At 61.9% G+C, this 21,268-nt stretch carries 18 protein-coding genes and 1 tRNA gene; 12 read left to right on the plus strand and 7 right to left on the minus strand.

The window, feature by feature from the left end; all coding sequences use genetic code 11:
• Window position 1 precedes the first annotated feature (1 nt).
• The 5 genes from JHD63_RS07775 (at window position 2) to JHD63_RS07795 (ending at window position 5,266) form a co-directional block, all read left to right on the plus strand.
• Window positions 2–610 carry a DUF4390 domain-containing protein gene (locus tag JHD63_RS07775; RefSeq protein WP_370590423.1) on the plus strand — a complete coding sequence of 203 codons (609 nt, stop codon included), beginning with the start codon at window positions 2–4 and terminating at the stop codon, window positions 608–610.
• Window positions 607–2,871 (plus strand): sensor histidine kinase, encoded by a 2,265-nt coding sequence (locus tag JHD63_RS07780; protein WP_370590424.1) that lies wholly within the window; start codon window positions 607–609, stop codon window positions 2,869–2,871. The genes JHD63_RS07775 and JHD63_RS07780 overlap by 4 nt, the downstream gene beginning before the upstream one ends.
• A gap of 58 nt (window positions 2,872–2,929) precedes the next feature.
• Window positions 2,930–3,616 carry a response regulator gene (locus JHD63_RS07785; protein WP_198970182.1) on the plus strand — a complete coding sequence of 229 codons (687 nt, stop codon included), beginning with the start codon at window positions 2,930–2,932 and terminating at the stop codon, window positions 3,614–3,616.
• 47 nt (window positions 3,617–3,663) lie between these two features.
• Window positions 3,664–3,739: transfer RNA gene (locus JHD63_RS07790), tRNA-Phe, on the plus strand.
• A gap of 171 nt (window positions 3,740–3,910) precedes the next feature.
• Window positions 3,911–5,266 (plus strand): tyrosine-type recombinase/integrase, encoded by a 1,356-nt coding sequence (locus tag JHD63_RS07795; protein WP_198970183.1) that lies wholly within the window; start codon window positions 3,911–3,913, stop codon window positions 5,264–5,266.
• Here JHD63_RS07795 and JHD63_RS07800 read toward each other — a convergent pair.
• Complete coding sequence (locus JHD63_RS07800) at window positions 5,250–5,492, minus strand: helix-turn-helix transcriptional regulator (RefSeq protein WP_198970184.1); 243 nt, start codon at window positions 5,490–5,492, stop codon at window positions 5,250–5,252. The two genes, JHD63_RS07795 and JHD63_RS07800, sit on opposite strands and share 17 nt — an antisense overlap.
• A 298-nt stretch (window positions 5,493–5,790) precedes the next feature.
• Here JHD63_RS07800 and JHD63_RS07805 point away from each other — a divergent pair, with 298 nt between their 5' ends.
• The 4 genes from JHD63_RS07805 to JHD63_RS07820 all read left to right on the plus strand — a co-directional run bounded on the left by JHD63_RS07805 (window position 5,791) and on the right by JHD63_RS07820 (window position 11,119).
• Window positions 5,791–6,180 carry a helix-turn-helix domain-containing protein gene (locus JHD63_RS07805; RefSeq protein ID WP_370590425.1) on the plus strand — a complete coding sequence of 130 codons (390 nt, stop codon included), beginning with the start codon at window positions 5,791–5,793 and terminating at the stop codon, window positions 6,178–6,180.
• A gap of 48 nt (window positions 6,181–6,228) precedes the next feature.
• On the plus strand, window positions 6,229–7,200 hold the full coding sequence (locus tag JHD63_RS07810; RefSeq protein ID WP_198970185.1) for an AAA family ATPase: 972 nt from the start codon (window positions 6,229–6,231) through the stop codon (window positions 7,198–7,200).
• A gap of 165 nt (window positions 7,201–7,365) precedes the next feature.
• The gene (locus tag JHD63_RS07815; RefSeq protein WP_198970186.1) at window positions 7,366–9,822 is read left to right on the plus strand and encodes a S8 family peptidase; all 2,457 of its coding nucleotides are present in this window, start codon (window positions 7,366–7,368) and stop codon (window positions 9,820–9,822) included.
• Window positions 9,823–9,901: 79 nt separating this feature from the next.
• A complete protein-coding gene (locus JHD63_RS07820; protein WP_198970187.1) occupies window positions 9,902–11,119 on the plus strand; it encodes a toll/interleukin-1 receptor domain-containing protein in 1,218 nt (405 codons plus the stop codon).
• A gap of 54 nt (window positions 11,120–11,173) precedes the next feature.
• Here JHD63_RS07820 and JHD63_RS07825 read toward each other — a convergent pair whose 3' ends face one another.
• From JHD63_RS07825 to JHD63_RS07840, 4 genes are all read right to left on the minus strand, one after another.
• A complete protein-coding gene (locus JHD63_RS07825; RefSeq protein WP_198970188.1) occupies window positions 11,174–11,707 on the minus strand; it encodes an ATP-binding protein in 534 nt (177 codons plus the stop codon).
• The gene (locus JHD63_RS24550) at window positions 11,704–12,171 is read right to left on the minus strand and encodes an ASCH domain-containing protein (RefSeq protein WP_198970189.1); all 468 of its coding nucleotides are present in this window, start codon (window positions 12,169–12,171) and stop codon (window positions 11,704–11,706) included. Before JHD63_RS24550 ends, JHD63_RS07825 begins: the two co-directional genes overlap by 4 nt.
• A complete protein-coding gene (locus tag JHD63_RS07835; RefSeq protein ID WP_198970190.1) occupies window positions 12,131–13,603 on the minus strand; it encodes a GNAT family N-acetyltransferase in 1,473 nt (490 codons plus the stop codon). The genes JHD63_RS24550 and JHD63_RS07835 overlap by 41 nt, the downstream gene beginning before the upstream one ends.
• 94 nt (window positions 13,604–13,697) lie before the next feature.
• Window positions 13,698–14,417, minus strand: a complete 720-nt coding sequence (locus JHD63_RS07840; RefSeq protein WP_233167774.1) for a DUF6088 family protein — start codon at window positions 14,415–14,417, stop codon at window positions 13,698–13,700.
• A 658-nt stretch (window positions 14,418–15,075) separates the two neighbouring features.
• Between JHD63_RS07840 and radC the strand changes: the two genes are divergently transcribed.
• A complete protein-coding gene (radC, locus tag JHD63_RS07845) occupies window positions 15,076–15,612 on the plus strand; it encodes a RadC family protein (protein WP_198970191.1) in 537 nt (178 codons plus the stop codon).
• 475 nt (window positions 15,613–16,087) lie between these two features.
• Here the strand turns inward: radC and JHD63_RS07850 are convergent, their stop codons facing one another.
• Window positions 16,088–17,131, minus strand: a complete 1,044-nt coding sequence (locus JHD63_RS07850) for an MDR family NADP-dependent oxidoreductase (RefSeq protein WP_198970192.1) — start codon at window positions 17,129–17,131, stop codon at window positions 16,088–16,090.
• 66 nt (window positions 17,132–17,197) lie between these two features.
• Window positions 17,198–17,707, minus strand: coding sequence for a DinB family protein (locus tag JHD63_RS07855; RefSeq protein ID WP_198970193.1), 510 nt, complete (start codon window positions 17,705–17,707; stop codon window positions 17,198–17,200).
• 100 nt (window positions 17,708–17,807) lie between these two features.
• Here JHD63_RS07855 and JHD63_RS07860 point away from each other — a divergent pair, with 100 nt between their 5' ends.
• Both JHD63_RS07860 and JHD63_RS07865 read left to right on the plus strand, forming a co-directional pair.
• Entirely contained in the window at window positions 17,808–18,401 is a 594-nt protein-coding gene (locus JHD63_RS07860) for a TetR/AcrR family transcriptional regulator (protein ID WP_198970194.1), read from the plus strand.
• A gap of 772 nt (window positions 18,402–19,173) precedes the next feature.
• Window positions 19,174–21,219 carry a ParB/RepB/Spo0J family partition protein gene (locus JHD63_RS07865; protein ID WP_198970195.1) on the plus strand — a complete coding sequence of 682 codons (2,046 nt, stop codon included), beginning with the start codon at window positions 19,174–19,176 and terminating at the stop codon, window positions 21,217–21,219.
• Window positions 21,220–21,268 lie beyond the last annotated feature (49 nt).

The raw sequence follows: 21,268 nt of genomic DNA on the forward strand, positions 1-21,268 counted from the left end.
CGTGCGTGTCTGGCCTGCGCGCCTGCTGTGCGCGATGCTGCTGGCGCTGTGCGGATTTTTCTCCTCGATGGCGCCGGCCGATGCGCACGGCGTGGACGTTCCGCAATTGCGGCTGGAGCGTGACGAAGACGGCCTGTACCTGTCGGCCACGCTGGGCTTCGAGCTGCCGCCATTGGTGGAAGACGCGCTCTACCGGGGCATTCCGCTGTTCTTCGTGGTCGAGGCCCATGTCATGCGCGATCGCTGGTACTGGCGCGACGAGCGCATGGCCCACGCGGAGCGCTACATACGGCTGGCCTACCAGCCCTTGACGCGGCGCTGGCGGCTCATCGTGTCGCCCAGCCCCATCGGCAACGCGGGCCTCGGGGTGGCCCTGAGCCAGAATTTCGACGAACTGGCCGACGCCATGGCCTCGATACGGCGCATTGCGCGATGGCGCATTGCCGATCTGAGCGATGTCGAGGGCGGTGGCCGCTACAGCGTGGAGTTCCGCTTCCGGCTCGACACCTCGCAGCTCCCGCGGCCCTTGCAGATGGGCGTGATCGGGCAGTCCGACTGGAGCCTGTCGGCCGAGCGCAAGCTGCGCCTCGACCAGGACGGCGTGCGGTGACCGCGCCACGGGATCGCTACTCGCTGCTGCGCTCGCGCGCCGTTCGCTGGGCCGTGGGCATTGGCGCGGCCACCATGGTGTCCATCGGACTGGTGCTGATGTTCCTGCTCACCCAGGCCACCAACAACCGCGCGCTGTACGAGCGCAACTACGGCCGGCTGTTCGGCGTGAACGTGGTGGTCGCGGTGCTGCTGCTCGCCGTCATCGCCTGGATCGCGGTGCGCCTGTACGGGCGCCTGCGGCGCGGGCGCTTCGGCAGCCGGCTCCTGATGAAGCTGGCCATCATCTTCGCCGTGCTGGGCTTTCTGCCGGGCATGCTGATCTACACCGTGTCCTACCAGTTCGTCTCGCGCTCCATCGAAAGCTGGTTCGACGTCAAGGTCGAGGGCGCCCTGGACGCGGGCCTGAGCCTGGGCCGCACCACGCTGGACGCCCTGGCCAATGACCTGGCCTCGAAGACGCGCGCGGCCGGTGCGCAGATTGCCAGCCTGCCGGACGCCGCGGCGGGCCTGGCGCTGGAGCGCATCCGCGACCAGCTCGGCGCCAGCGACGTGGTGCTGTGGAACGCGCAGGGACACCTGATCGCCAGTGCCGGCCAGTCGCGCTTCCAGCTCAATCCCGAGCGGCCCAGCACCCAGCTGCTGCGCAACGCGCGCAGCCAGCGCGCCGTGGCCCAGATCGAAGGCCTGGACGATCTTTCGCCCAACGCCGACGTCTCGCGCGCCCGGGTGCGCGCCATGGTGCTGGTGTCCGGCAGCGGCATGGAACTGGCCACCGATACCCGCTATCTGCAGGCCACGCAGCCGCTGCCGCCCGCCCTGGTTGCCAATGCCATAGCGGTGCAGGAGGCCTATCGCGAATACCAGGAGCGCGCGTTGGCCCGCGAGGGCCTGCGGCGCATGTACATCGGCACGCTGACCCTGAGCCTGTTCCTGGCGGTCTTCGGCGCGGTGCTGCTGGCCATCCTGCTCGGCAACCAGCTCGCGCGGCCGCTGCTGGTGCTGGCCGAAGGCGTGCGCGAGGTCGCCGCCGGCGACCTGAGCCCGAAGGCGGTGCTGCAGGGCAGGGACGAACTCGGCGGCCTGACCCGCGCCTTTGCCGACATGACGCAGCAACTGGCCGATGCGCGCTCCGCTGTCGACAAGAGCATGCTGCAGGTCAGCACCGCGCGCGCCAATCTGCAGACCATCCTCGACAATCTGACGGCCGGCGTCATCGTCCTCGACGGCAACGGCCGCATCATGTCGTCCAACCCCGGGGCCACCCGGGTGTTGCGTGCCCCGCTGGCGGCGTCGGAGGGGCAGCGGCTGGCCGACATCGCAGGCCTGGAAGAGTTCGGCCGCGGCGTGCAGGCGCAGTTCGACGCCTTCCTGAGCGAACGGGAACAACATGGCGTGGACCACTGGCAACATTCGTTCGAGCTGCACGCGGGAGCCTCCGGCCCGCAGCAGGACGTGACCACCGTCGTCGCGCGCGGTGCCGAACTGCCGGGTGCCGCGCGCCTGCTGGTGTTCGACGACATCTCTGAAATCGTCTCTGCTCAGCGCGCCCGGGCCTGGGGCGAGGTGGCCCGCCGCCTTGCGCACGAGATCAAGAACCCGCTCACGCCGATCCAGCTCTCGGCCGAGCGCTTGCAGATGAAGCTCGACGGCAAGCTCGCCGCCCCGGAGCAGGCGCTGCTGGACAAATCGGTGCGGACCATCGTCGAGCAGGTCGACGCCATGAAGCGCCTGGTCAACGAGTTCCGCGACTATGCGCGCCTGCCCGCGGCCGAACTCAATCCCGTGGACCTCAATGCGCTGGTGGCCGACGTGCTGCACCTTTATGAGCACGAGCATGCCGGCAGCGTTGCGGTGCGGGGCGAATTCGATCCACGCTGCCCGCCGGTACGCGGCGACGCCCAGCAATTGCGGCAGATCGTGCACAACCTGGTGCAGAACGCCCAAGACGCAACCGAGGCCGCTCGGCGCGATCCGGTGCCGCCGGTCCTGATCCGCACCCGGTACAGCGAGGCCTCGGGCCGCGTGCGGCTGACCGTCATCGACGGAGGTACCGGTTTCGCCGAGAGCATCCTCAAGCGCGCCTTCGAGCCTTACGTCACCACCAAGTCCAAAGGCACCGGACTCGGTCTGGCCGTGGTGCGCAAGATTGCCGACGAGCACGGCGCACGCATCGACATCGCCAATCGTGTGGAAAATGGCGAGACCTTGGGGGCGCAAGTGTCGCTATCATTGCCCCTCGCCTCGTCTGCCGCCGGCTAGCCGGCTGGCGGGCGTTTACTTACGAAGCATCGCTGGCACGGTCCACGCGCATTCCGCTATGGCAAACATCTTGGTGGTCGACGACGAGCTGGGCATCCGCGATTTGCTCTCGGAAATCCTCAACGACGAAGGCCACACCGTCGAACTCGCCGAGAACGCGGCGCAGGCACGCGCGGCCCGCACCCGCGGTGCCTACGACCTGGTGCTGCTGGACATCTGGATGCCCGACACCGACGGCGTCTCCCTGCTGAAGGAGTGGGCCGCTGCGGGCACCCTCTCCATGCCGGTCATCATGATGAGCGGGCACGCCACCATCGACACCGCCGTCGAGGCCACGCGCATCGGCGCGCACGCCTTCCTCGAGAAGCCCATCACTCTGCAGAAGCTGCTCAAGGCGGTAGAGCAGGGCCTGTCGCGCGGCGAGAGCCGCAAGGCCGCCGCAGCCGCGCCGGCCGCACCTTCACCAGTCGTGGTCCAGGCGATGCCCGCCGCCAACGCCATCGCCGCCGACGGCGCCCAGGCACTGGAATCCGTCGCACGCAACCGCCAGACCTTCGACCTGGATCGCCCTCTGCGCGAGGCCCGCGACGGTTTCGAGAAGGCGTATTTCGAGTTCCACCTGGCGCAGGAGGGCGGCTCCATGACGCGCGTGGCCGAAAAGACCGGCCTGGAACGTACACACCTGTACCGCAAGCTGCGTCAATTGGGCGTGGACCTGTCCCGCAGCAGACGTTCGGCGGGTTGATCCGGGGGGCAGAACGCTGCAAAGTTCGTGCTATAATTGCAGGCTTAGGCCCGGTAGCTCAGTTGGTAGAGCAGCGGATTGAAAATCCGCGTGTCGGTGGTTCGATTCCGCCCCAGGCCACCATCTTTCTTTCTCAGTAGATCCCAAGTCAGCTCAGAAGTCCTTGCAAATCAAGGACTTAGCCCGAAAGGGCGGCTCAAGCGGTATCTCTGAATCCCATAACGTCCCGTTCTTGCGTGTACCCAACGGTGTACCCCAGACTGCTTTTCAACCGCAGTCATTTTTGGGTACACCATGGGTCAACTCAACGAGCTTCAGATCAAGGCGGCAGCGCCGCGTGACAAGGAATATTTGCTGGCGGATGGCGAGGGTCTTTACCTTCGCGTGCGTCCGACCGGCAAAGTGTGGGTCTATCGCTACAAGCAACTCGGCAAAGAAGCCAAGCTGAGCCTCGGGCACTACCCGGTGGTGACGCTTGCGGCCGCACGCAAGAAGTCACGTGCAGAGGCAGAGAAGCGCGCCGATGGCGTCGATCCCAGGGAGGCACGACGCGTGGAAGAGGAACGTGGCCGCGTGGCTCGCCTCAACACGTTTGAACTGACCGCCCGCGCTTGGCACGCCCAGGCGCACAAGGATCGCGAGTGGTCGGCCAGCTACGCCGAGAAGGTGATGCGCCATCTGGAGCTGCACATCTTTCCTTGGATCGGTGCTCTGGCCATGGACACCATCGCGCCCACGGAAATCGTACGTTGCCTGCACCGTATCAAGGAGCGTGGTCACCTGGAGACGGCGCAACGCGTGCGCGAGGCCGTACAGCATGTCTACCAGTACTCGGTCGATGTGGGGACACTGGAGCCGACCCGGAATTTCGTGAGTAATCGCACTGGCGGTCTGCCGGCGCCGAGAGCCCGGCACTACGCTGCCATAACCGATCCGCAAAAACTTGGGCAGTTGTTGCGTGACATCCGCGCCTACAAAGGCAATGTCATCACGCGCGCGGCCTTGCAGCTGTCGCCACTACTCTTCCAACGGCCTGGTCAGCTGCGGCTGGCCCATTGGGAAGACGTTGACCTTGATGAGGCGCTGTGGCGTTGCCCGCCCGAGAAGATGAAGCTGCGTGAATGGAAGAAACGCGATCTCCGCACGCCCGCGCACCTTGTACCGCTGCCGACGCAGGCCGTTGAGATCCTGCGCGACATCCTTCCGCTGACGGGGCCTACAGGGCCGATCTTCCGAAGCATGGCGAAGCGCTCGGAAAAGACGCGCTACATGAGCGACAACACGGTCAACAGCGCGCTACGCACGCTTGGCTACGACACCAAGGAGCAGATCACAGGGCACGGTTTCAGAGCCACGGCGCGTACGCTGATCCGGGAACTGCTGGGATGGGATCGGGAGGTCATCGAGCGGCATCTCGCCCATGTATCCGATGAGGAGTTGGGCGGCAGCTATGACCGCACCACGCATTTCGACCAGCGCTGTCGAATGATTCAACTGTGGGCTGATCTACTGGACGATCTGGCTGCTGGCAAAGTTGTCGCGTCGGCGAATGACATGCGACGTTCGGGTGCCATGCCGCCGCAGTCATGGACGGGCGGCAGCCCCGTCGCAAGTGTCGGCAGCGAAGAGGGATTCATGGTTGCGGCATAGCCCTACGGTAGCCCTCCGGATCGTCGATCCAGGCCTGAAGCGCAGCGCTCGGCCAAGCAGAGGCTCTGCCTCCCAAGCGGACAGGCTCTGGAAAGCGACCTTCCGCAATGCGCCGGTAAACGGTTGAACGGCTAAGTGCGGTAATGCGCAGCACGTCGCGCAACCGATAGAACGCAGGCGGTGCCTTGGATGGATTTGGCTTGGGCAGAGACTGGTAGAAGAGCATGCAGTTCCTTTTGAGCAACGTCGAAAGGATGCGTCTTAAGGTGTCCCAAGCAAACCCAGAAGGGCGTAAGCCAGCGTTCCGGATAGATGCCCAACGCGGCTAGCGTCGGTATCGAGTGCTGATGGGCGCACGTGGAACGCATGGGTTGTTCACGGATGCCCAGGTGCCGGGGGCGGGGCATTTGGTGGGCAACCGACGCGCCGCCGATCCATTGCGGCATGTGGTCAGGTGAGTGCGTTTGATACCTATATGGATATACTCTTCTGATTGCCGTACTGCCACGAAAGCCGCGATATCAATGAGCCGTCATCTGCAAGCAAAGGAAAGCCAAGATGTGGTGGGCACGCACCGGAAGGTCGTGGCCGGTTCGATGCTGCGGGACGTCGAAGCGGCCCGTCAAGTCTCAACCGGGCGCGTTGCACCTGACGTGATGCATGACGGTTCAGCAAAGGCTACGTTGGCGTGCAAGCTCAACGAGTTGCTCGATGCGAACGGGCTGAGTCAGAGCGCCGCGTCACAGCTTTTGGGCATGCCTCAACCAAAGGTGTCGGCGATTCGGAACTACAAGCTCCGCGGCATTTCACTGGAGCGTTTGATGCAAGCTCTGCTCGCGTTGAACCAGCAGGTCGAGATCATCGTCAAACCTGGCCGCAAGGCTGGCAGTGGATCGATCCGAGTTGCGGGCTGAGAAGATGTTGGAAGCACACATGGATTTGATGTTGCGAGAGGGGAAGATATGTCACGAGCAGACCTCATAGTCAGTCTCGTCAAGGCGGGGAGCCAGGGTGATCAGCAGTTGCTTCGAACCACGGTGGAGGCGATGGCGGCGGAAGAGCGCGCCAAGCATCATCATCAGCTCGCGGACAAGCTCGAAGAAAACCTGCGAGCCAATGGGCGGACGCGTTCAGCAGAAGTGGTTCGCTCCTTTGATGGCGGCCACGGCGGCTTGCTGTATGAGATCGAGCCGCGTCGCGCGCTCGATGCGTTGTTCCTGGACGCCACATCGCTGGCCGCATGCCGTGAGTTGGTTGAAGAGCAGCATCGCAAGGACATCCTTCGCTCTTATGGACTCGAACCCAGGAACCGAGTCCTGCTGTCCGGTCCGCCGGGCAACGGCAAGACTTCGCTTGCCGAAGCCATCGCTGCGCAGTTGTTGGTCCCTCTGTTTGTCGTGCGCTATGAGGCCGTCATCGGCAGCTTTTTGGGCGAGACCAGCGGCCGTCTGAAGAAGTTGTTCGACTTCGTTCGCACACATCAGTGCGTGCTGTTTTTTGACGAGTTCGACACGCTTGGCAAAGAACGTGGCGACGTGCATGAAACCGGTGAGATCAAGCGCGTTGTCAGCTCGCTGCTGCTACAGATCGATGCTCTGCCCAGTCATGTCGTGGTCGTGACTGCGACCAACCATGCCGAACTGTTGGACCGTGCTGTTTGGCGCCGGTTTCAGTTGCGCCTTTCGCTTCCTGCGCCGACGCTCGCACAGAAAGAGGAGTGGTTCACGCGATTCCAGGCCCGCCTGGAGGGGCCGCTGGGCTTCTCACCGAAGACGCTGGCCACCAAGATTCAAGCCACCAGCTTTTCGGACCTTGAGCAGTTTTGCGAGGACGTTCAGCGGCGCTATGTGCTGTCGCTCCCCGACGCGAATCTGAAGCGTATCGTGGCTGAAAGGCTCAAACAGTGGCAGGCTCGATTCACCATCGGCCAATAAGACAAAACGACGGGAGACGGTCAACGGATGGCAACAGGAAATTTCCCTCTTCTATTTTTCCCCGAACCTACACTTGCTGATCGAAACTCGCTGGGAGGAGGCGGAGGCTCTGTCCGCATTCCGGATATCGCACGTCAACGCGCCCGCATCGCACCGCAACTGACGGTGCTGCAGCAAGCCTTCGAAGCCCAGCGCCTGAAGCTGCAGCAGACAGCACCGATGGAGAACCCTGAACTGATTCTGGTTCTTGAGGTGGCTGGCACCGTTGAAGACTTTGCCAAAGCGGTCGTCAAGGTACCTGGACTGGAATGGCTTGTTGAATGGGCCGAGGATCAGATTGCGCCCGATGAAGATTTCTTTATCCAGGGTAAGGCCGACAAGGCGTTGCAGGGTCGTCTGTTCTTGCTGGCCAGCAACCAGGAGGCACTCACCCAATTGTTGGCACTTTGGAACCGCTACCAGAACGATCCCGCTGCGCAATTCGATCGTGGACTGAACAAGTTCCGCAATCTGTTCGGGCAGTTGCGCAACATCCGTCACTGGAGCGTCGCTGACCGCATCGATACCGACGTTCGCCAGTATTGGCAGAACTGTATCGACGATGGTCTGCAGGCCATCCGGTTCGAGATTGAGGCATGGCACTTTGTCTCACAGCAGAAGAACACGAAGGCCCGTGAAGACATTGAGGCCCTTGTCCAAGGACTTGGCGGGCAGGTCCTTCGCAGTGCACTCATTGGCGAGATCGCCTACCACGGGTTTCTGGTGGAGTTGCCTGCACAGGCCGTTGCTGGCGTGCTGGCCGGACAGACACCCGAACTGGTGCTGTCTGACCGCATCATGTTTTTCCGGCCGAAGGCGCAATCAATCACGGACGGCGTGAACGAGGCCGACGTGCAGCCGCAAGCCACCGCCGCCGGGTCGTCGGATCGACCACCCATCGTTGCGTTGCTCGATGGCCTGCCGTTGCAAAACCATGCCCAGCTCCAGGGCCGTTTGCTAGTGGACGATCCCGATGGCTGGGAAGGCGGCTACGCGGCCAAGGACAGGGTTCACGGCACCGCCATGGCTTCGCTGATCTTGCACGGAGAACTCGATAGTGGGGATGAGCCGTCGCGCCGCCGCTTGTATGTTCGTCCCGTGCTGCGCCCCGATCCCAATGACAACTTCAACACCCGCCGGCGCGAACATACGCCTGACGATGTTTTGCTGATCGACTTGGTCCACCGTGCGGTCAAGCGAATCTGCGAAGGGGAAGGGCAGGAGCCTGCGGCCGCGCCGACGGTGCGTGTCATCAATCTGTCGATCGGAGACGAAGCGCGTCTGTTTGATCGTCAGATGTCGCCGTGGGCGCGCCTTCTGGATTGGCTGGCATTCAGATACTCCATTCTGTTCATCGTGAGCGCGGGCAATGACATGCGCACACTCAGCCTGAACACGCCGAGCCACACGCTGGATGGCTTGACGCCGGCACAACGGTCAGCATTGGCATTCACGGCGATGACCACTGAACACGTCGAGCGGCGCCTCCTCGCTCCAGCGGAGGCACTCAATGTATTGACTGTCGGTGCCTTGCACGCCGACCAGGCCAATGCGCCTGTCGTGCCGGGGCGATACGACCTCTTTGCTGCCGGCGGGCTCAGCCCTTTGTCGCGTATCGGGCATGGTTTCAGACGTGCGATCAAGCCCGACATCCTGATGCCGGGCGGTCGCGTTCTTTATCGCGCAAGGATGCAGCCTGATCCAGCCGTCAGCGTACTGGACGTGGTAACGGCAGGGGTGGCGCCAGGCCATCGTGTGGCGGTGCCGCCGCTGCCGGGGGAAACGCTGGCTGCGACCGCATATACCCGAGGCACAAGCAACGCCGCTGCGCTTGCCAGCCGTGCTGCAGCGCAAGCCTACGACATGGTCGAACTGCTGCGTGCCGACGGGGATGGTGCGCCTGATCCGATCTATGACGCCGTGCTACTCAAGGCACTGTTAGTTCACGGCGCACAGTGGGGCGATTGGCCGGCGCAACTCCTGGCGGAGCACCCTGAAATCGAAGCAATTGTTGGAGCGGCAAAGCACGCAGCGCAGAAGGACCTGGTCACTCGTTGGCTTGGATATGGCCCAGTAGACGTCGAGCGCGCAATCACCTGTGCCTCCGAGCGCGCCACGCTGCTCGGTGTGGGCGAGTTGGGTGCGGATGAAGCGTTTGTGTTTTCGGCGCCACTGCCCCCGACATTGGCCGGCAAGATCGCCTGGCGCCGTTTGACAGTCACGCTGGCCTGGATGGCACCCATCAATTGTGCGCATCAAGGGTACCGCCGCGCCAAGCTCTGGATGACGCCGCCGCAGGATCAACTTCGGATCAAGAGAGCCAATAGCGTGCATGACAAGGCGGCGCTGCGCGGTTCGGTGCAGCACGAGATTCTTGAAGGCGATGACGCAGTCGCCTTCGTCGATGGGAACAGGTTCGAGTGCAAAGTGAACTGCTCTGCAGACGCCGGTGAACTGGTTGGAAAAGTGCGTTTTGCGGTTTGCGTTTCCCTGGAGGTCGCGGTCGGCTCCGGCATTCCGGTGTACCAGGAAATACGCGACAGAATCAGGCCACCAGTCTTCGTTCAGCCGGTTCCCGTCTAACTTCGGCGTGGATCATGTCGCTGCTAATTAAGTCAGAGACTAGTGCTCGTCCGTGATAACTCAAAACTAGTCATTGACCATGATCAAGTTGGAATTCAACGGAAAGCCATTCAATCCTCGAAACTTCGAGGACGCAATCATGAAGGCCGCAATGGACGCGGCTGCAGAACAGCTGCGCGGGAGAATTGGCTCGATCCGCCACCCGGAGACGGGAGAATTTCCGACGATCGTCGTTTCTGGAACATCATTGAGTGACATGAAACTTCGCATCGAAGGATCTCCAGATTTACTGGCGTTGGTTAAGCAGAAGACCGGGCTTGGTGCCGAAGATGCGGGAGGCGATGCCAACACGGATGGAAGTCCGGCGCCGAAAGTCTTCCTTAGCTACGCATGGGAAGACAGAGTGGCAGCGGAGAAGATTGCCAATGCGCTGCAGGCCAATGGCATCGACACTTGGTGGGCCGAGTGGTGCATGTCGGCCGGTGATAGCCTGAGGCAGAAGATTGACGCAGGACTGAGCGATTGCACGCATTTCGTTGTGCTGCTCACGCCTGTGTCTTTGACCAAGCCCTGGGTAAATCAAGAGATGGATGCAGGGCTCATGCTCAAGCTCCAACAGCAAGTCAAGTTCATTCCGCTTCGCCATCGACTTCCAGCGGAGCAACTGCCACCACTGTTGCGGGGTACATTGTCGCCCTCTGTGGAAGATCCTGGCTATGACATTGGGCAACTGATCAATGACATTCATGGTGTGCTGAAGAAGCCACTGCTTGGGAAAGCCCCTGTCTCTGTGCAGGAGGTTGAACGTGCCTCCACTGGATATTCGGCAGCCGCGACAGCGGTAGCCAAGGTGTTCGTCGAGTCGACCAAACACGCCCGCAAATTCGATCCAATGTGCTCGATTGAAGAGTTGGTAACGCAGACTGGTTTGTCTGAAGAGGATGTTGCGGATGCCATTCACGAGATGAGCGGACTGGTTGTTGCCAGTCCGCGCAAGCCGGTCTATCCCGAGGATGAACTCTTCGTCACATTCGACCGCTTCTGGATGGCGTGGGATCCTGCAGATGATGCACTGAAGCTCGCCAGCGACATGTTGAACGATGCCGCTTTTCCCACGGAACCGGCTGAGATCGGAAAGCGTTTCGCTTGGGAGGCTCGACGCTTGAATCCGGCCATGGCTTATTTGGTGAATCGCAAACTGGTGCGATTTCTCAAGGCGATGAATGGGGGGCCTTGGCTTGTCGTGGTGATTCAGAAAACAGATGACACACGACGGTTCGTGAAAAGCCGGTCTTAGGCACCTCGCCGAATCAAGCTGAAGGCCATCACCGAGCCAGACCGGCTGGGTGAATCATTTATCCAAGGCCAGCAGGTGCCGCAGCGTCGAATCGAACTCGTCGTCTGTCGGTGCATTCAAGATGCTCAATGGGATATGTAGTGCACTGGCGACCATTTCTGCATGCTCGTGCTCTGCGTTGGCGAAGTGACCTATTTCGAGTTCACTCCATGACACATCGCCTCTTGCCGAAAGCCGCTTCAGAACGGTGGGTACAGGACATGTGAGCAAAATAATCGCGTTGCAGCCAAGATCTCGAAAAACCACATCTGGCAATCGCTCATGTTCGCCGACGGCTTTTCTAAGAACAAGATGTCCATCCAGCAGCAAGGTTTGTCCGCTGGCATTGATTCTCGCGACTGCCTTTATAAGGGCCGATTGGTTGTCTGCAACTTCATCGACTTTCTTGGCAGCGTCCCAGGATGCATGACCGCGTTCCTCGCGGATCAAGTGACTGGCTGTGGCGTATCTCAGTCCCACACGATCTGCTGCCGGCTTTGCTAGGTAGGTCTTACCGACACCATGGATGCCGGCGATGAAAATCGTCATATCAAGACCTTGTCGGTTGCCGCTTTCTTCTCGATCTTTCCAAGCTCGCCCAGCGTAAGGTATCGGAACGACTGTGGTGGCGCGAAGGCCTTGAACAGCGATTTGGGATCAAGTGGCTTTTGCAGCGTCCGCACGGCACCTAGCAAGATGGCGCACCCTTGTTTCTTGCCGTCAAAGTATTCGAAGAGTTCGCGACGCGTCAGTGCACCACCCCTGCTGGTGCAGTGGGTCCAAAGCGTAGTGGGTGACCCCTGCACTACGTCTTCAATTTCCACGAGAGCAACTATTCTTTGGACAGGAGAGCTTGCATAGATGGCAATGAGGCTCACCTCATCGGCGGCCCATGTTCGCCGGAATTCGACGCGCTTGCTACCGGACAGAATGAGGTCCGCGTATTTGGGTTTGACAGATAGCAGGATTGCTCTACCGCCCGGCGGCAGCGAGCACTCTGGAAAAAGCGACATCAGAAACTTTGCGAATGGATTGAATAGGGCCGGTAACAACGTGCTCACGAGTGAGGCGGTCGTAGGGCACGGAATGCGGTAGGTGTTCCACGAGCCGAAAGAGGATCACCTTGGTTTTTCGCTTGGCCATTTCCTCGATCTGATCGAGTGCGTACACAGTTCTGCGACTGACCAAACTTGCGATCTTCGCTGCGTCTTCCAGAATTTCGAACCTATCTACTACCCCGATCGATGTGACAGCTTTCTCGTCTTCCGTGCGATAGAAGAGAACAATATCGCCGGGATGGATTGCGTTGGTCGGGGCATGACACAGGTATGCGAGCTTGATCGCGTTGCCCACGTTTCCGATTGCACCGAAAAGTCGCTGCTGTTGAGGGCTGTAGTCTGGAAAGAGGGTCTCGTGGAAGGCTGGTTGGATTGGGATCAAGAACTTCTGAATCTGGGCATCCTGCCGAAAATGCGGAAAGAATCGACGGGTGTAGTCAAGGGGCGACGCCGCATTATCCAAGGGCGCTATTTTCGGGTGCGGTTTCACCAGTACGAGATCGCCGGCGTACATGCCGCGCGCTTCAAAGCCAAAGTCTTGGAGAAGTCTGATCAGGTAGTCATGCCGATCAGGATCGGCATGGATGAACACATGTTCACAGGCATTCTCCGTTGCATAACGGAAAGCCGCTTTGAGAAATAGCTCGCCAATTTTTCGCCCTCTGACCGTCTCGCCCACCTTGAAGGTGCACAGCTTCAAGGCTTGACCTGCAAGCTGCTCACCTGAGTCGTTGATCTTTTGATCGGCTTGCGAGGCGTAGATGCATATTGCGGCCAGGGTGTCATTTTCATCCCGGTAGACCCATGCCATGCGGTTCTCTCGTGCTTTGCTTCGAAACCAGGTATCGAAGCCATCGTAGCCTTCGCGAAGACTGTCAAAGAACGCGGATGCCAGCAGGGGTGTCAGGCTATGAAGCGGTACATCATGGATGTTTGGCAGGAAGACTTGCCGAGGTTCGTGCAAACGGCGAAGCCAATCTTCAGCCGTCTGGATTGTGTAGATCCGGTCGCCGAGCCCATGAATGCGTGCTTTGGCGTGGAGGCGCCGATCCTCAGTAACAAGCGCATGCACCGCATCGCATTCGAGCGCATAGAGGATTTCGTTGTCACATGCGTCATTTGCGCTGGTGGCTGATGTATTCCAGGGGCACGGCGCCACGTTTTCTAAGGCCGGATACTGCTTTACGCGCTGCAAACTTCGTTCCCGTCGTTGTGCATCGCCGTCACGTCCGAAATCCGTAATCGTCGCTGGGTGATACAACAACGAGTGGCCGCCGACATTCGCCAGGCGGACGAAGTTCGCGAGGTTTTTCTCCAGGACCTGAAATGAATCCTGGAGCGGTATCAACACATTGGTGTCGAGCAGAAAGCGCAGTCGCTGCGTCAAAACGCACGCCTTTCCGAGCGCACCGCTGCTGCGGTGGGGCGTTCAGTAAGTTCATGGCACGGCCTTGACGCGCGACCGGTCTGGAAATCGGCTTTCAAGCAGTTTCCCCGTTCGAGCTCTTCGAGCGGGGCCGTTTCGCGATCCTGCTGGCCTTGGGTTGTTTCAGGACGATGGCTGTAGCGGTCTTGGGATCGCATCCCGGCAGTTCGCGTACGGAGTTTTGCATCCAGGTCGGCAACGTGCTGAAGCCTTCCAGCAGGTCTTTGCGTATGGCATCGCCGTGCACCGGATCTGCCAGCAGCTTGCTCAGCTTGCTCAGAACTCGTGGCCGGTCCGTGGCCAGGGTGTCTTTCAACCAGTGCAGGGCCTGCACGACACGCATCGCTGGCCGGCCGGCCCAGTACAGGCGGCTGGGCGCCGTCTGCTTGAACTCGATGACGAGGTTGTCCAGCTTTACGGACCGGCGCCTGGCGTCGGTGTGGATCGTGACGCGGGCGGGCACCGCGTCGGTCAGGCCAAGATCGTTCGCCGCGGTCATGCCGTCGACCAGGAGCCGAAGCTGATCCCGACGGGCGATGGCGTCTACGACGGCGCGATAGTCGGGGCTGGTGGGGCGTTTCGTGAGGCTGTTGATCGTCGGCCTGTCGTACAACCCTCTGTCGATGCGCCGCAGTTCGCCGTCACGGACCAAGCGTTGCAGCGTCTTGTCGACGGCGTCGCGGTTACCGAAGGCCGCAAAGTCCGTCGGCACCCAGACGTGGCTGACCCCGTCGGTTTTGACAAGGGACAGGACAGCGGATTTAAGGTCGGACATGGTTGTCCGATGTTTGTAGTTGTTTTGCGGACTTTTCGCAAGTTTTTGTCCGAAATATGCAGTCTATTTCGGACGAATAAGTATTCATTGCATGTGCTGAGGTCCGAAATTTGTAGTTTTTATCGGACTAAGGCGATCCTCAAGGGTACATCTGAGGGGATTGAGTGGCAACGCAATGCAGCGTATTCCAGTGGCCGTGGTGGTAATAAGAGCGCAACAGCCAGCACCGAAACGCCAGCGCTTGCTGCATGAGACCTCTTATTGCCCAAGGGTGGCAGGACTCCGAAGTTTGGGCCGCGGTTTCTGGTTTCGGCAGGGGCCATGGGGCGCGCAACTGCGATGTGCATCTCCCGGTGAACCGGGCCGCGCTGTGCGTGCTGCGCATCGAGCCGCCTGCGTCGCCTCACCCCTTCGGCTCCCATCGCTGATGCCTTCGCGGCGGTGCCGCTGCGCGCTGCGCTTGCCAGTGCGATGCGGGCGCGCTGTGGGTGGGGGCTGGCTTGCTGTTCCCTTCATCCTTGCACACCGTTCTCGCGGTCAAGGTCTTCGCGTGCTGCGCACGCTGGCGTCCTGTCGGCCGTCTTCGAACCTGTGACAGCTGCGCTGCGGTGTGCCGGTTCCGGTCTCGGGCAATCCCGCCCGATCACTGGAGTTCGCCATGTCGCAAGGTCTGTTCTCTTCCCTCGATTCCTTCGTTGCAGTTTCCTCTGCCGCTTCTTCACTGCTCGTTCGCGATGTCGGCGGCGAGTACCGTCCTGCCGATGCTGACGAGGTGCTGCAGGCCGCGCAACGGGTGCTAGCGGCGCGGGTGCGTGGGACCGATGTGCTGACGTCGCCGGCCGTGGTCAAGGACTTCCTGCGGGCACGGCTGGGGAATCTGCCGCATGAAATCTTCGCTGTGGTGCACCTGGATGCGCAGCACCGGGTGCTCGACTACGTGGAGATGTTCCGGGGCACGGTGAGCCAGACGTCGGTGTATCCGCGGGAAGTGGTCAAGGATGCGCTGGGCCGGAATTCAAGCGCTCTTCTGCTCGTGCACAACCATCCGAGCGGATCGCCGGAGCCGTCGCGGGCGGACGAACTTCTGACGCAGACATTGAAGTCGGCTGCCGCGCTGGTCGACGTGCGGGTGCTGGACCACCTGATCGTGGCTGGCAACGAGCTGATGAGTTTTGCCGAGCGTGGGCTTCTATGAAGCAAAGGGCTGACGGCCCTTTGCTTTTCTTTCTGGTCGCGCACGCCGTGTGCGAACACTGTGGTCCTCGCGACCTATACCCGCCACGCCACGCATCGCTGTGACGTATCACGGTGCGTGACCTTGGCACCACGATGCGCCAAGCAAGATCACTCCCAGCGTCAGCAGAAGACATCCGGCCAGGCGCCACCGCCCCAACGGTTCGTGCAGCACCACAATCCCCAGCAAGGCGCTGATCCATCATCGACATCTCGCGGGCAGGCGCGACCAGGCTCAGTGGCGCGCCGCTGCTCAACGCCCGGAGCACGAGCATGTACGACGGCGACGCCAGCGCGCCAACAGCCAGGGCGAGATGCCAGCGGCCTCGCATTACGCGCATCGCCTGCGCGCGGCCGGGAAGCATCCTGGGCCGCAGCATGCCGAGCCGCACGCAAAATGCAGGTGCGGGCGTCGCCCTGTGACGTACTCTCGCTGATCAGCATGACTCCAGTTCGGCCATCACGACCCCTTTGAGGTGGCCGGCACAGGCCTGCTCCAAGGCAAGCGGCGCTGCACCGAGACCTTTGCACATGGTTCGGGACAAATGAATACGCCCCTCTCGCTGCCATGTTGCTGCCTGGCCAATCCACGCATCAAACAATTCCGGCGCATGCTCGTCGGCGCTGAAGCCGCGAATCGTGACACCGCGCAGAATGAGCTGGAACGTGTCCAGTTCAACCGGCGCTCTCAAGGTAGCGTTGCTCGGATTCAATTCCGCGGAAACGGCGCCCAGCAGCACGCATCGCGCGCCATGCCGGCTGATTTCGAGTGCCGCAGCCAGTTGATCACCACCGACCATGTCCACGATGACGTCAATGCCATCGGGGGCTGCCTCGGTCAGTTGCTCACAGATCGGCGCGCCGTCACGGGTCACGACCGCGTCATAACCCAGTTCCTGTTGCATCCAGCGCGCCTTCTCCGCACTGCTGGTGCTGCCGATGATCCGTGTTGCCCCCAGCAGTCGTGCGATCTGCCCGGCCATCGAGCCGATGGCACCCGCTCCGCTGGAGACGAATACCGTATCGCCCGAACGCACCTGAATCCCGCCGACCAATGCGGCATAGGCAGTCCAGCCATGGCCGAGCCACGCAGCAGGGTCAACATTCGGTCCTTCAATGAGCTTGCACTGTGTCGCCGGTACCAGCGCATATTCACGCCAGCCCAACGGATGCAGCACCAGGTTGCCCACCTCTAGACTGGTACCGGGCCCAACCTGCACCACTTCGCCGATCGCACCGTCAGCGAGGGTATCGCCGGGCTTGAGTGGGGGGAACGGAATGCCCTTGACCGTCACAGCACCCGCCTCGGCCATCAAGCGTGTAGAAATGGAGATGCGAAACCAGCGGTTACGCACCAGCACCTGGCCAAGCCCAGGGGATGGCACGGGGGTCTCAATGACTTCGAAGTGCTCGGCCTTCAACGGCCCTGATTGGTAGCCAAGCAGTCTCACTTCTCTAGCAGTGAGTGGGATGTCTGTCATGGTCGTACTCCTGGAAGACGTTTGATCTGATCCGCACTTCGGCGGACGAATGGCAACGCAGGGGTGCTACGCAATGAATCGGCGTGATGGCTCGGTTTGGTGCAGGTAAACCGCAAACGTATCCCACGCCAAGCTGAGAGAGCGCCGCGACATGATGCGTCCGACTTCGCCGCGGTGGTAACCGCTGTGAACGATGAGATGGGTCAGCATCTCCTCTCTCGACATACACCCCTTGTCGCCATCCGTGAACACGAACGGCACGTGCGCCGCCAACTCTTCCGGTGTCACCGTTTCCAGGTAGTCCCGGTACCACTGATCGGATGTCGTCAACGCGCCGCGCAACGCCTCCAAGGACGGCGTCTCGGCCGTGTTGTCCGAAGTGAATTCGTGTGCGGCGCCGACAAGGTGCGCTGCGAAGATCCGATCGACGACGTGGGTGTGATTCAACAACCGCAGAGCGGCCTCTCTATCCTGGGCGTGCAGTTCGGTGTCGAAGCCCTTCATCTTCTCCAGGAGTTCGGCGTTGGCCCAGGCGCGGTAACCGAACAGGGTGCGCAGCAGTGCAAGGGAGCTCATCTTCCGAAGTCCTTTTCTGTTCAAGAATGTGAGTACGATGTACATATTCTTGTGAGGACGGTTCCACGTGTCTACTCGCGTTCCAGTGCCCCGCCCATCGATGCGCAAAGAGCCGCGCCAGGCGCGTTCCCGGGCGACCGTCGAGGTCATCGTTCGCGCCGGGGCTCGCGTTCTGGGCGACCGGGGCTGGGCTGGTTTCACGACCAATGAGGTCGCCGAGGTCGCGGGCGTGAGCATCGGGTCTGTCTACCAATACTTCCCCGACAAGCTGGCGCTGGTCGACGCGATTCGTCGGCGCCACCTCGACGACGTGCTGACCGTCATGCGAGGCCTTGGCCATGAGGGCCAAACGCAGAACCAACTCGTCGATGAGCTGGTTCACGGGATGATCGCGGCTCACAGCATTCAACCTGCTCTTCATCGCGTGCTGCTCGACGAGGTGCCGGCCGATGCAGGAACACGGTCGGCGCATCGTGCGTTCGAGGCCGAGTATCTGGAGCGGTATCGCGCAGTCGTTGCGGTATCGGATCGCCGAGACGATCCGGCCGTGGAGATGGTGGTGCAGGTGCTTTCCGCGGCGGTGGAAGGCGTGATCCACAAGGCCGCCCGGAGCAGGACATTGAAATCGCCAGAACTGAGGCAGGAACTCGTGGCGATGATTCACTCGTACCTGCTTCGAGCTCGTTGCGGGTGAAACGGGATGAATGGCCCCTTGGGGCGCCGGACCGGGATCTATGGCAGTTCGTCGCGCCCTCGAGTCCATGCCGCTGAACAGGGCGTCACCGGCGGAGCCGATCGCGCTGTCGTGCTCACGCATCGAGCCTGGCTGTACCAGTCTCGCCCCCTGCGGGCTTCCATCGTTCCCTCCCTGCGGTCGGCTGACGCCTGCGCGCTGCGCTTGCCCTCCAGGGGATCGGCTGGTCAGCCCATCCCCGTCGCACTGCGTTTGGCGCCCCTGCCATGCCGCCGAACAGGCTGCGCCTGATCGGCTGAAACCCATCTGATCAGGCGTGCATTAGCACGCAGGGGCGCTCGCCGCGCAGCGTGGGTCTCGGCGCATTCCCTGGCCCGTCGGCCGCTGATCGTCTTCCCCCAAGTCCATCGCTTTCTCCCGCGACCGTAGCCCGCGATGCCTGGCCGTCAAGGCGCGCAGGGCCGTGTCCTCGCCTTCGGCTGCGGGCCGCACCACTCCCTGCGCTTCTTCCTTGACGGCCCGTCCCCGCGGTCCCGGTTCCTCGCGGGCGATGAACTCGGGAAAGACGGCGGCGAACAGGCACCGGCCCGGGTCTCTGCGTCGAACCAACGAAAGCCACAACGGGCTCCGAATCTGGGAATCCGGTGAGCTTTCAAACATCACAGGAGCGTGCCTATGCGAAGACCCAAGCCATGAACCGACAGCGGAGATTTTCTTTCTTCCCTTTTCTTCATTGTTTTGAGCGTCCCCGAGCGGGACAAGGAGTTTCACCATGAACACCGTTACCCATTCCGAAGTCCATGCCCTGCGTGCCGTGGCTGCTGCTGCAGCTGTCGCCGCTGGCGGCACCAGTGCCGCAGACGAAACGATCACCGTTGCGGCGATTGTTCCCTACGAACTACACCTGATCGCGCTGTCAAAGCTGCGGCCGTCGAATCGCAACGTGCGCAAGAGCGGCGGCACCGCCATTCCCGAACTGGCAGCTTCCATCGTTCGGGTCGGCCTGCTGCAGAACCTCACCGTGATCGTATCGCCGGATGGCGAGCATTTCGAGGTGGTCGCGGGCAAGCGGCGGCTCGCTGCATTGAAGCTGCTGGCGAAGCGCCGCAAGCTGGACAAGAATCATCCTGTGCCCTGCCTGCTGGTACCCGATGCGTCGGCACGCACCGTGAGCCTGACCGAGAACGTGCACCGGGAAACCATGTCGCCGGTCGATGAACTGTTTGCCTGGAAGGCGCTTGCGGCCGAGGGTCGTTCGCTCGAAGACATTGCGGCCGATTTCGGGGTGACGCCACTGGTGGTCAAGCGCCGGCTGAAACTCGCCAATGTCTCGCCCCGGTTGCTGGCTGACTACCAAGCCGATTCCGTCTCGCTGGAGCAGTTGATGGCGCTGGCCATCACCGACGACCACGCGGCGCAGGAGGCCGCATGGTACGAATCCCCGCAGTGGCAGCGCAGCCCGGAGTCGCTGCGCGATCACCTGACGCACGAAGAAATCGACGCCAGCCGCGATGCGGTGGCGCGCTTCGTCGGGGTGGAGGCCTACGAGGCAGCGGGCGGTGGTATCCGGCGCGATCTGTTTTCGGACGAGCAAAGCGGGGTATTCCTCACCGATGCGGGATTGCTGGACGCGCTGGCGCGCGACAAGCTCACCGCCGCTGCTGAATCGGCGCAGTTGGAAGGCTGGGGCTGGGTGGAAGTTGCCCCACGTGCCACGGCATCCGAACTGCATGTATTCCAGCGGGCACGTCGCACGCGCCGGGAACCAAACAGGACCGAGGCCAAACGCATCGCCAAGCTGGGGGCCGAGCAAGCCAAACTTCAGGACATGCTGGACGACGAAGATGCCGACCTGACCGATGACGGCATGCAGGCCCTGCATGAAGAACTCGACCGGCTCGGCAACGAGCTGGAAGCCATCGAACAGACCTTGATGGTCTACGCGCCGGGCGTGATGCCGATGGCCGGGGCCGTGGTGTCGGTCGATCACATGGGCGGTGTGGTCGTGCATCGCGGGCTGCTGCGGAAGGAACAGGCCAAGGCCCTCCGGGCGCAGGAGCGGCAGGAGGCCGGGGAAGCAACCAGCAGCGGCGCGGATACCGAGGATGCCGAACCGGCCAAGCCCGGTATCTCGGAGAAATTGGCGAAGCGCCTGAGCGCGCATCGCACTGCGGCGTTGCAGGCAGAGGTCGCCCGGCACCCGCATGTGGCGCTGGTGGCCGTGGTGCATCAACTGGCGCACCGGGTCATCCTCGACGGCTATGGCAGCACGCCTCTCAACATCACGGCGTTCCCGCAGGACAGGCTGACGCACCATGCGCCGGACGTGGATGAGGCCCCAGCTACCGTGGGCATGCGCGAGGTGCGGGAGGCCTGGGCGGCACGCCTGCCCAGTGACGCGGACGCGCTGTTCGCCGAACTGCTGGCGATGCCGCAATCCGAATTGCTGTCGCTGCTGGCGGTGTGCGTGGGCTACACCGTCTCGGCCATCGCATCGCAGGAGAGCGAGATTCCCGCTGCCGCGCTCGCGCAGGCCGTGGGCCTGGACATGCATGACTGGTGGACGCCGACCGCTGCAGGCTACTTCGATCACGTGTCCAAGGCCAAGACGCTGGAAGCGGTGCAGGTGTTCGCGCCGGGTGACGTGAACCGGCTGGCGAAGCTCAAGAAAGCGCAGATCGCCAGCGAAGCCGAGCGGCTGGCGGTGGGAACGGGGTGGATACCTGCGATGCTCCTGCACCAAGGTGTTGGCAGTGTGGTACCCCAGAAAGTCTTGCAGACTGCCGATGAGTGTGTTGCAAGCGCACAAGCAGAGTGAACGGGCTCGCCCAGCATCCTCGGCACACCCGGACGCTGGGCGAGGCGAA

This window comes from Xylophilus sp. ASV27 (assembly GCF_016428875.1).
In the GTDB taxonomy this organism is placed as follows: Bacteria; Pseudomonadota; Gammaproteobacteria; order Burkholderiales; family Burkholderiaceae_C; genus Xylophilus.

Excerpts from the sequence above, each read along its gene's own strand:
- JHD63_RS07785 (WP_198970182.1), top strand. The coding sequence starts at position 2,930 with ATGGCAAACATCTTGGTGGTCGACGACGAGCTGGGCATCCGCGATTTG.
- JHD63_RS07795 (WP_198970183.1), top strand. The coding sequence starts at position 3,911 with ATGGGTCAACTCAACGAGCTTCAGATCAAGGCGGCAGCGCCGCGTGAC.
- JHD63_RS07800 (WP_198970184.1), bottom strand. The coding sequence starts at position 5,492 with ATGCTCTTCTACCAGTCTCTGCCCAAGCCAAATCCATCCAAGGCACCG.
- JHD63_RS07805 (WP_370590425.1), top strand. The coding sequence starts at position 5,791 with ATGAGCCGTCATCTGCAAGCAAAGGAAAGCCAAGATGTGGTGGGCACG.
- JHD63_RS07810 (WP_198970185.1), top strand. The coding sequence starts at position 6,229 with ATGTCACGAGCAGACCTCATAGTCAGTCTCGTCAAGGCGGGGAGCCAG.
- JHD63_RS07820 (WP_198970187.1), top strand. The coding sequence starts at position 9,902 with ATGATCAAGTTGGAATTCAACGGAAAGCCATTCAATCCTCGAAACTTC.
- JHD63_RS07825 (WP_198970188.1), bottom strand. The coding sequence starts at position 11,707 with ATGACGATTTTCATCGCCGGCATCCATGGTGTCGGTAAGACCTACCTA.
- JHD63_RS24550 (WP_198970189.1), bottom strand. The coding sequence starts at position 12,171 with ATGTCGCTTTTTCCAGAGTGCTCGCTGCCGCCGGGCGGTAGAGCAATC.
- JHD63_RS07840 (WP_233167774.1), bottom strand. The coding sequence starts at position 14,417 with ATGTCCGACCTTAAATCCGCTGTCCTGTCCCTTGTCAAAACCGACGGG.
- radC (WP_198970191.1), top strand. The coding sequence starts at position 15,076 with ATGTCGCAAGGTCTGTTCTCTTCCCTCGATTCCTTCGTTGCAGTTTCC.
- JHD63_RS07850 (WP_198970192.1), bottom strand. The coding sequence starts at position 17,131 with ATGACAGACATCCCACTCACTGCTAGAGAAGTGAGACTGCTTGGCTAC.
- JHD63_RS07855 (WP_198970193.1), bottom strand. The coding sequence starts at position 17,707 with ATGAGCTCCCTTGCACTGCTGCGCACCCTGTTCGGTTACCGCGCCTGG.
- JHD63_RS07860 (WP_198970194.1), top strand. The coding sequence starts at position 17,808 with ATGCGCAAAGAGCCGCGCCAGGCGCGTTCCCGGGCGACCGTCGAGGTC.
- JHD63_RS07865 (WP_198970195.1), top strand. The coding sequence starts at position 19,174 with ATGAACACCGTTACCCATTCCGAAGTCCATGCCCTGCGTGCCGTGGCT.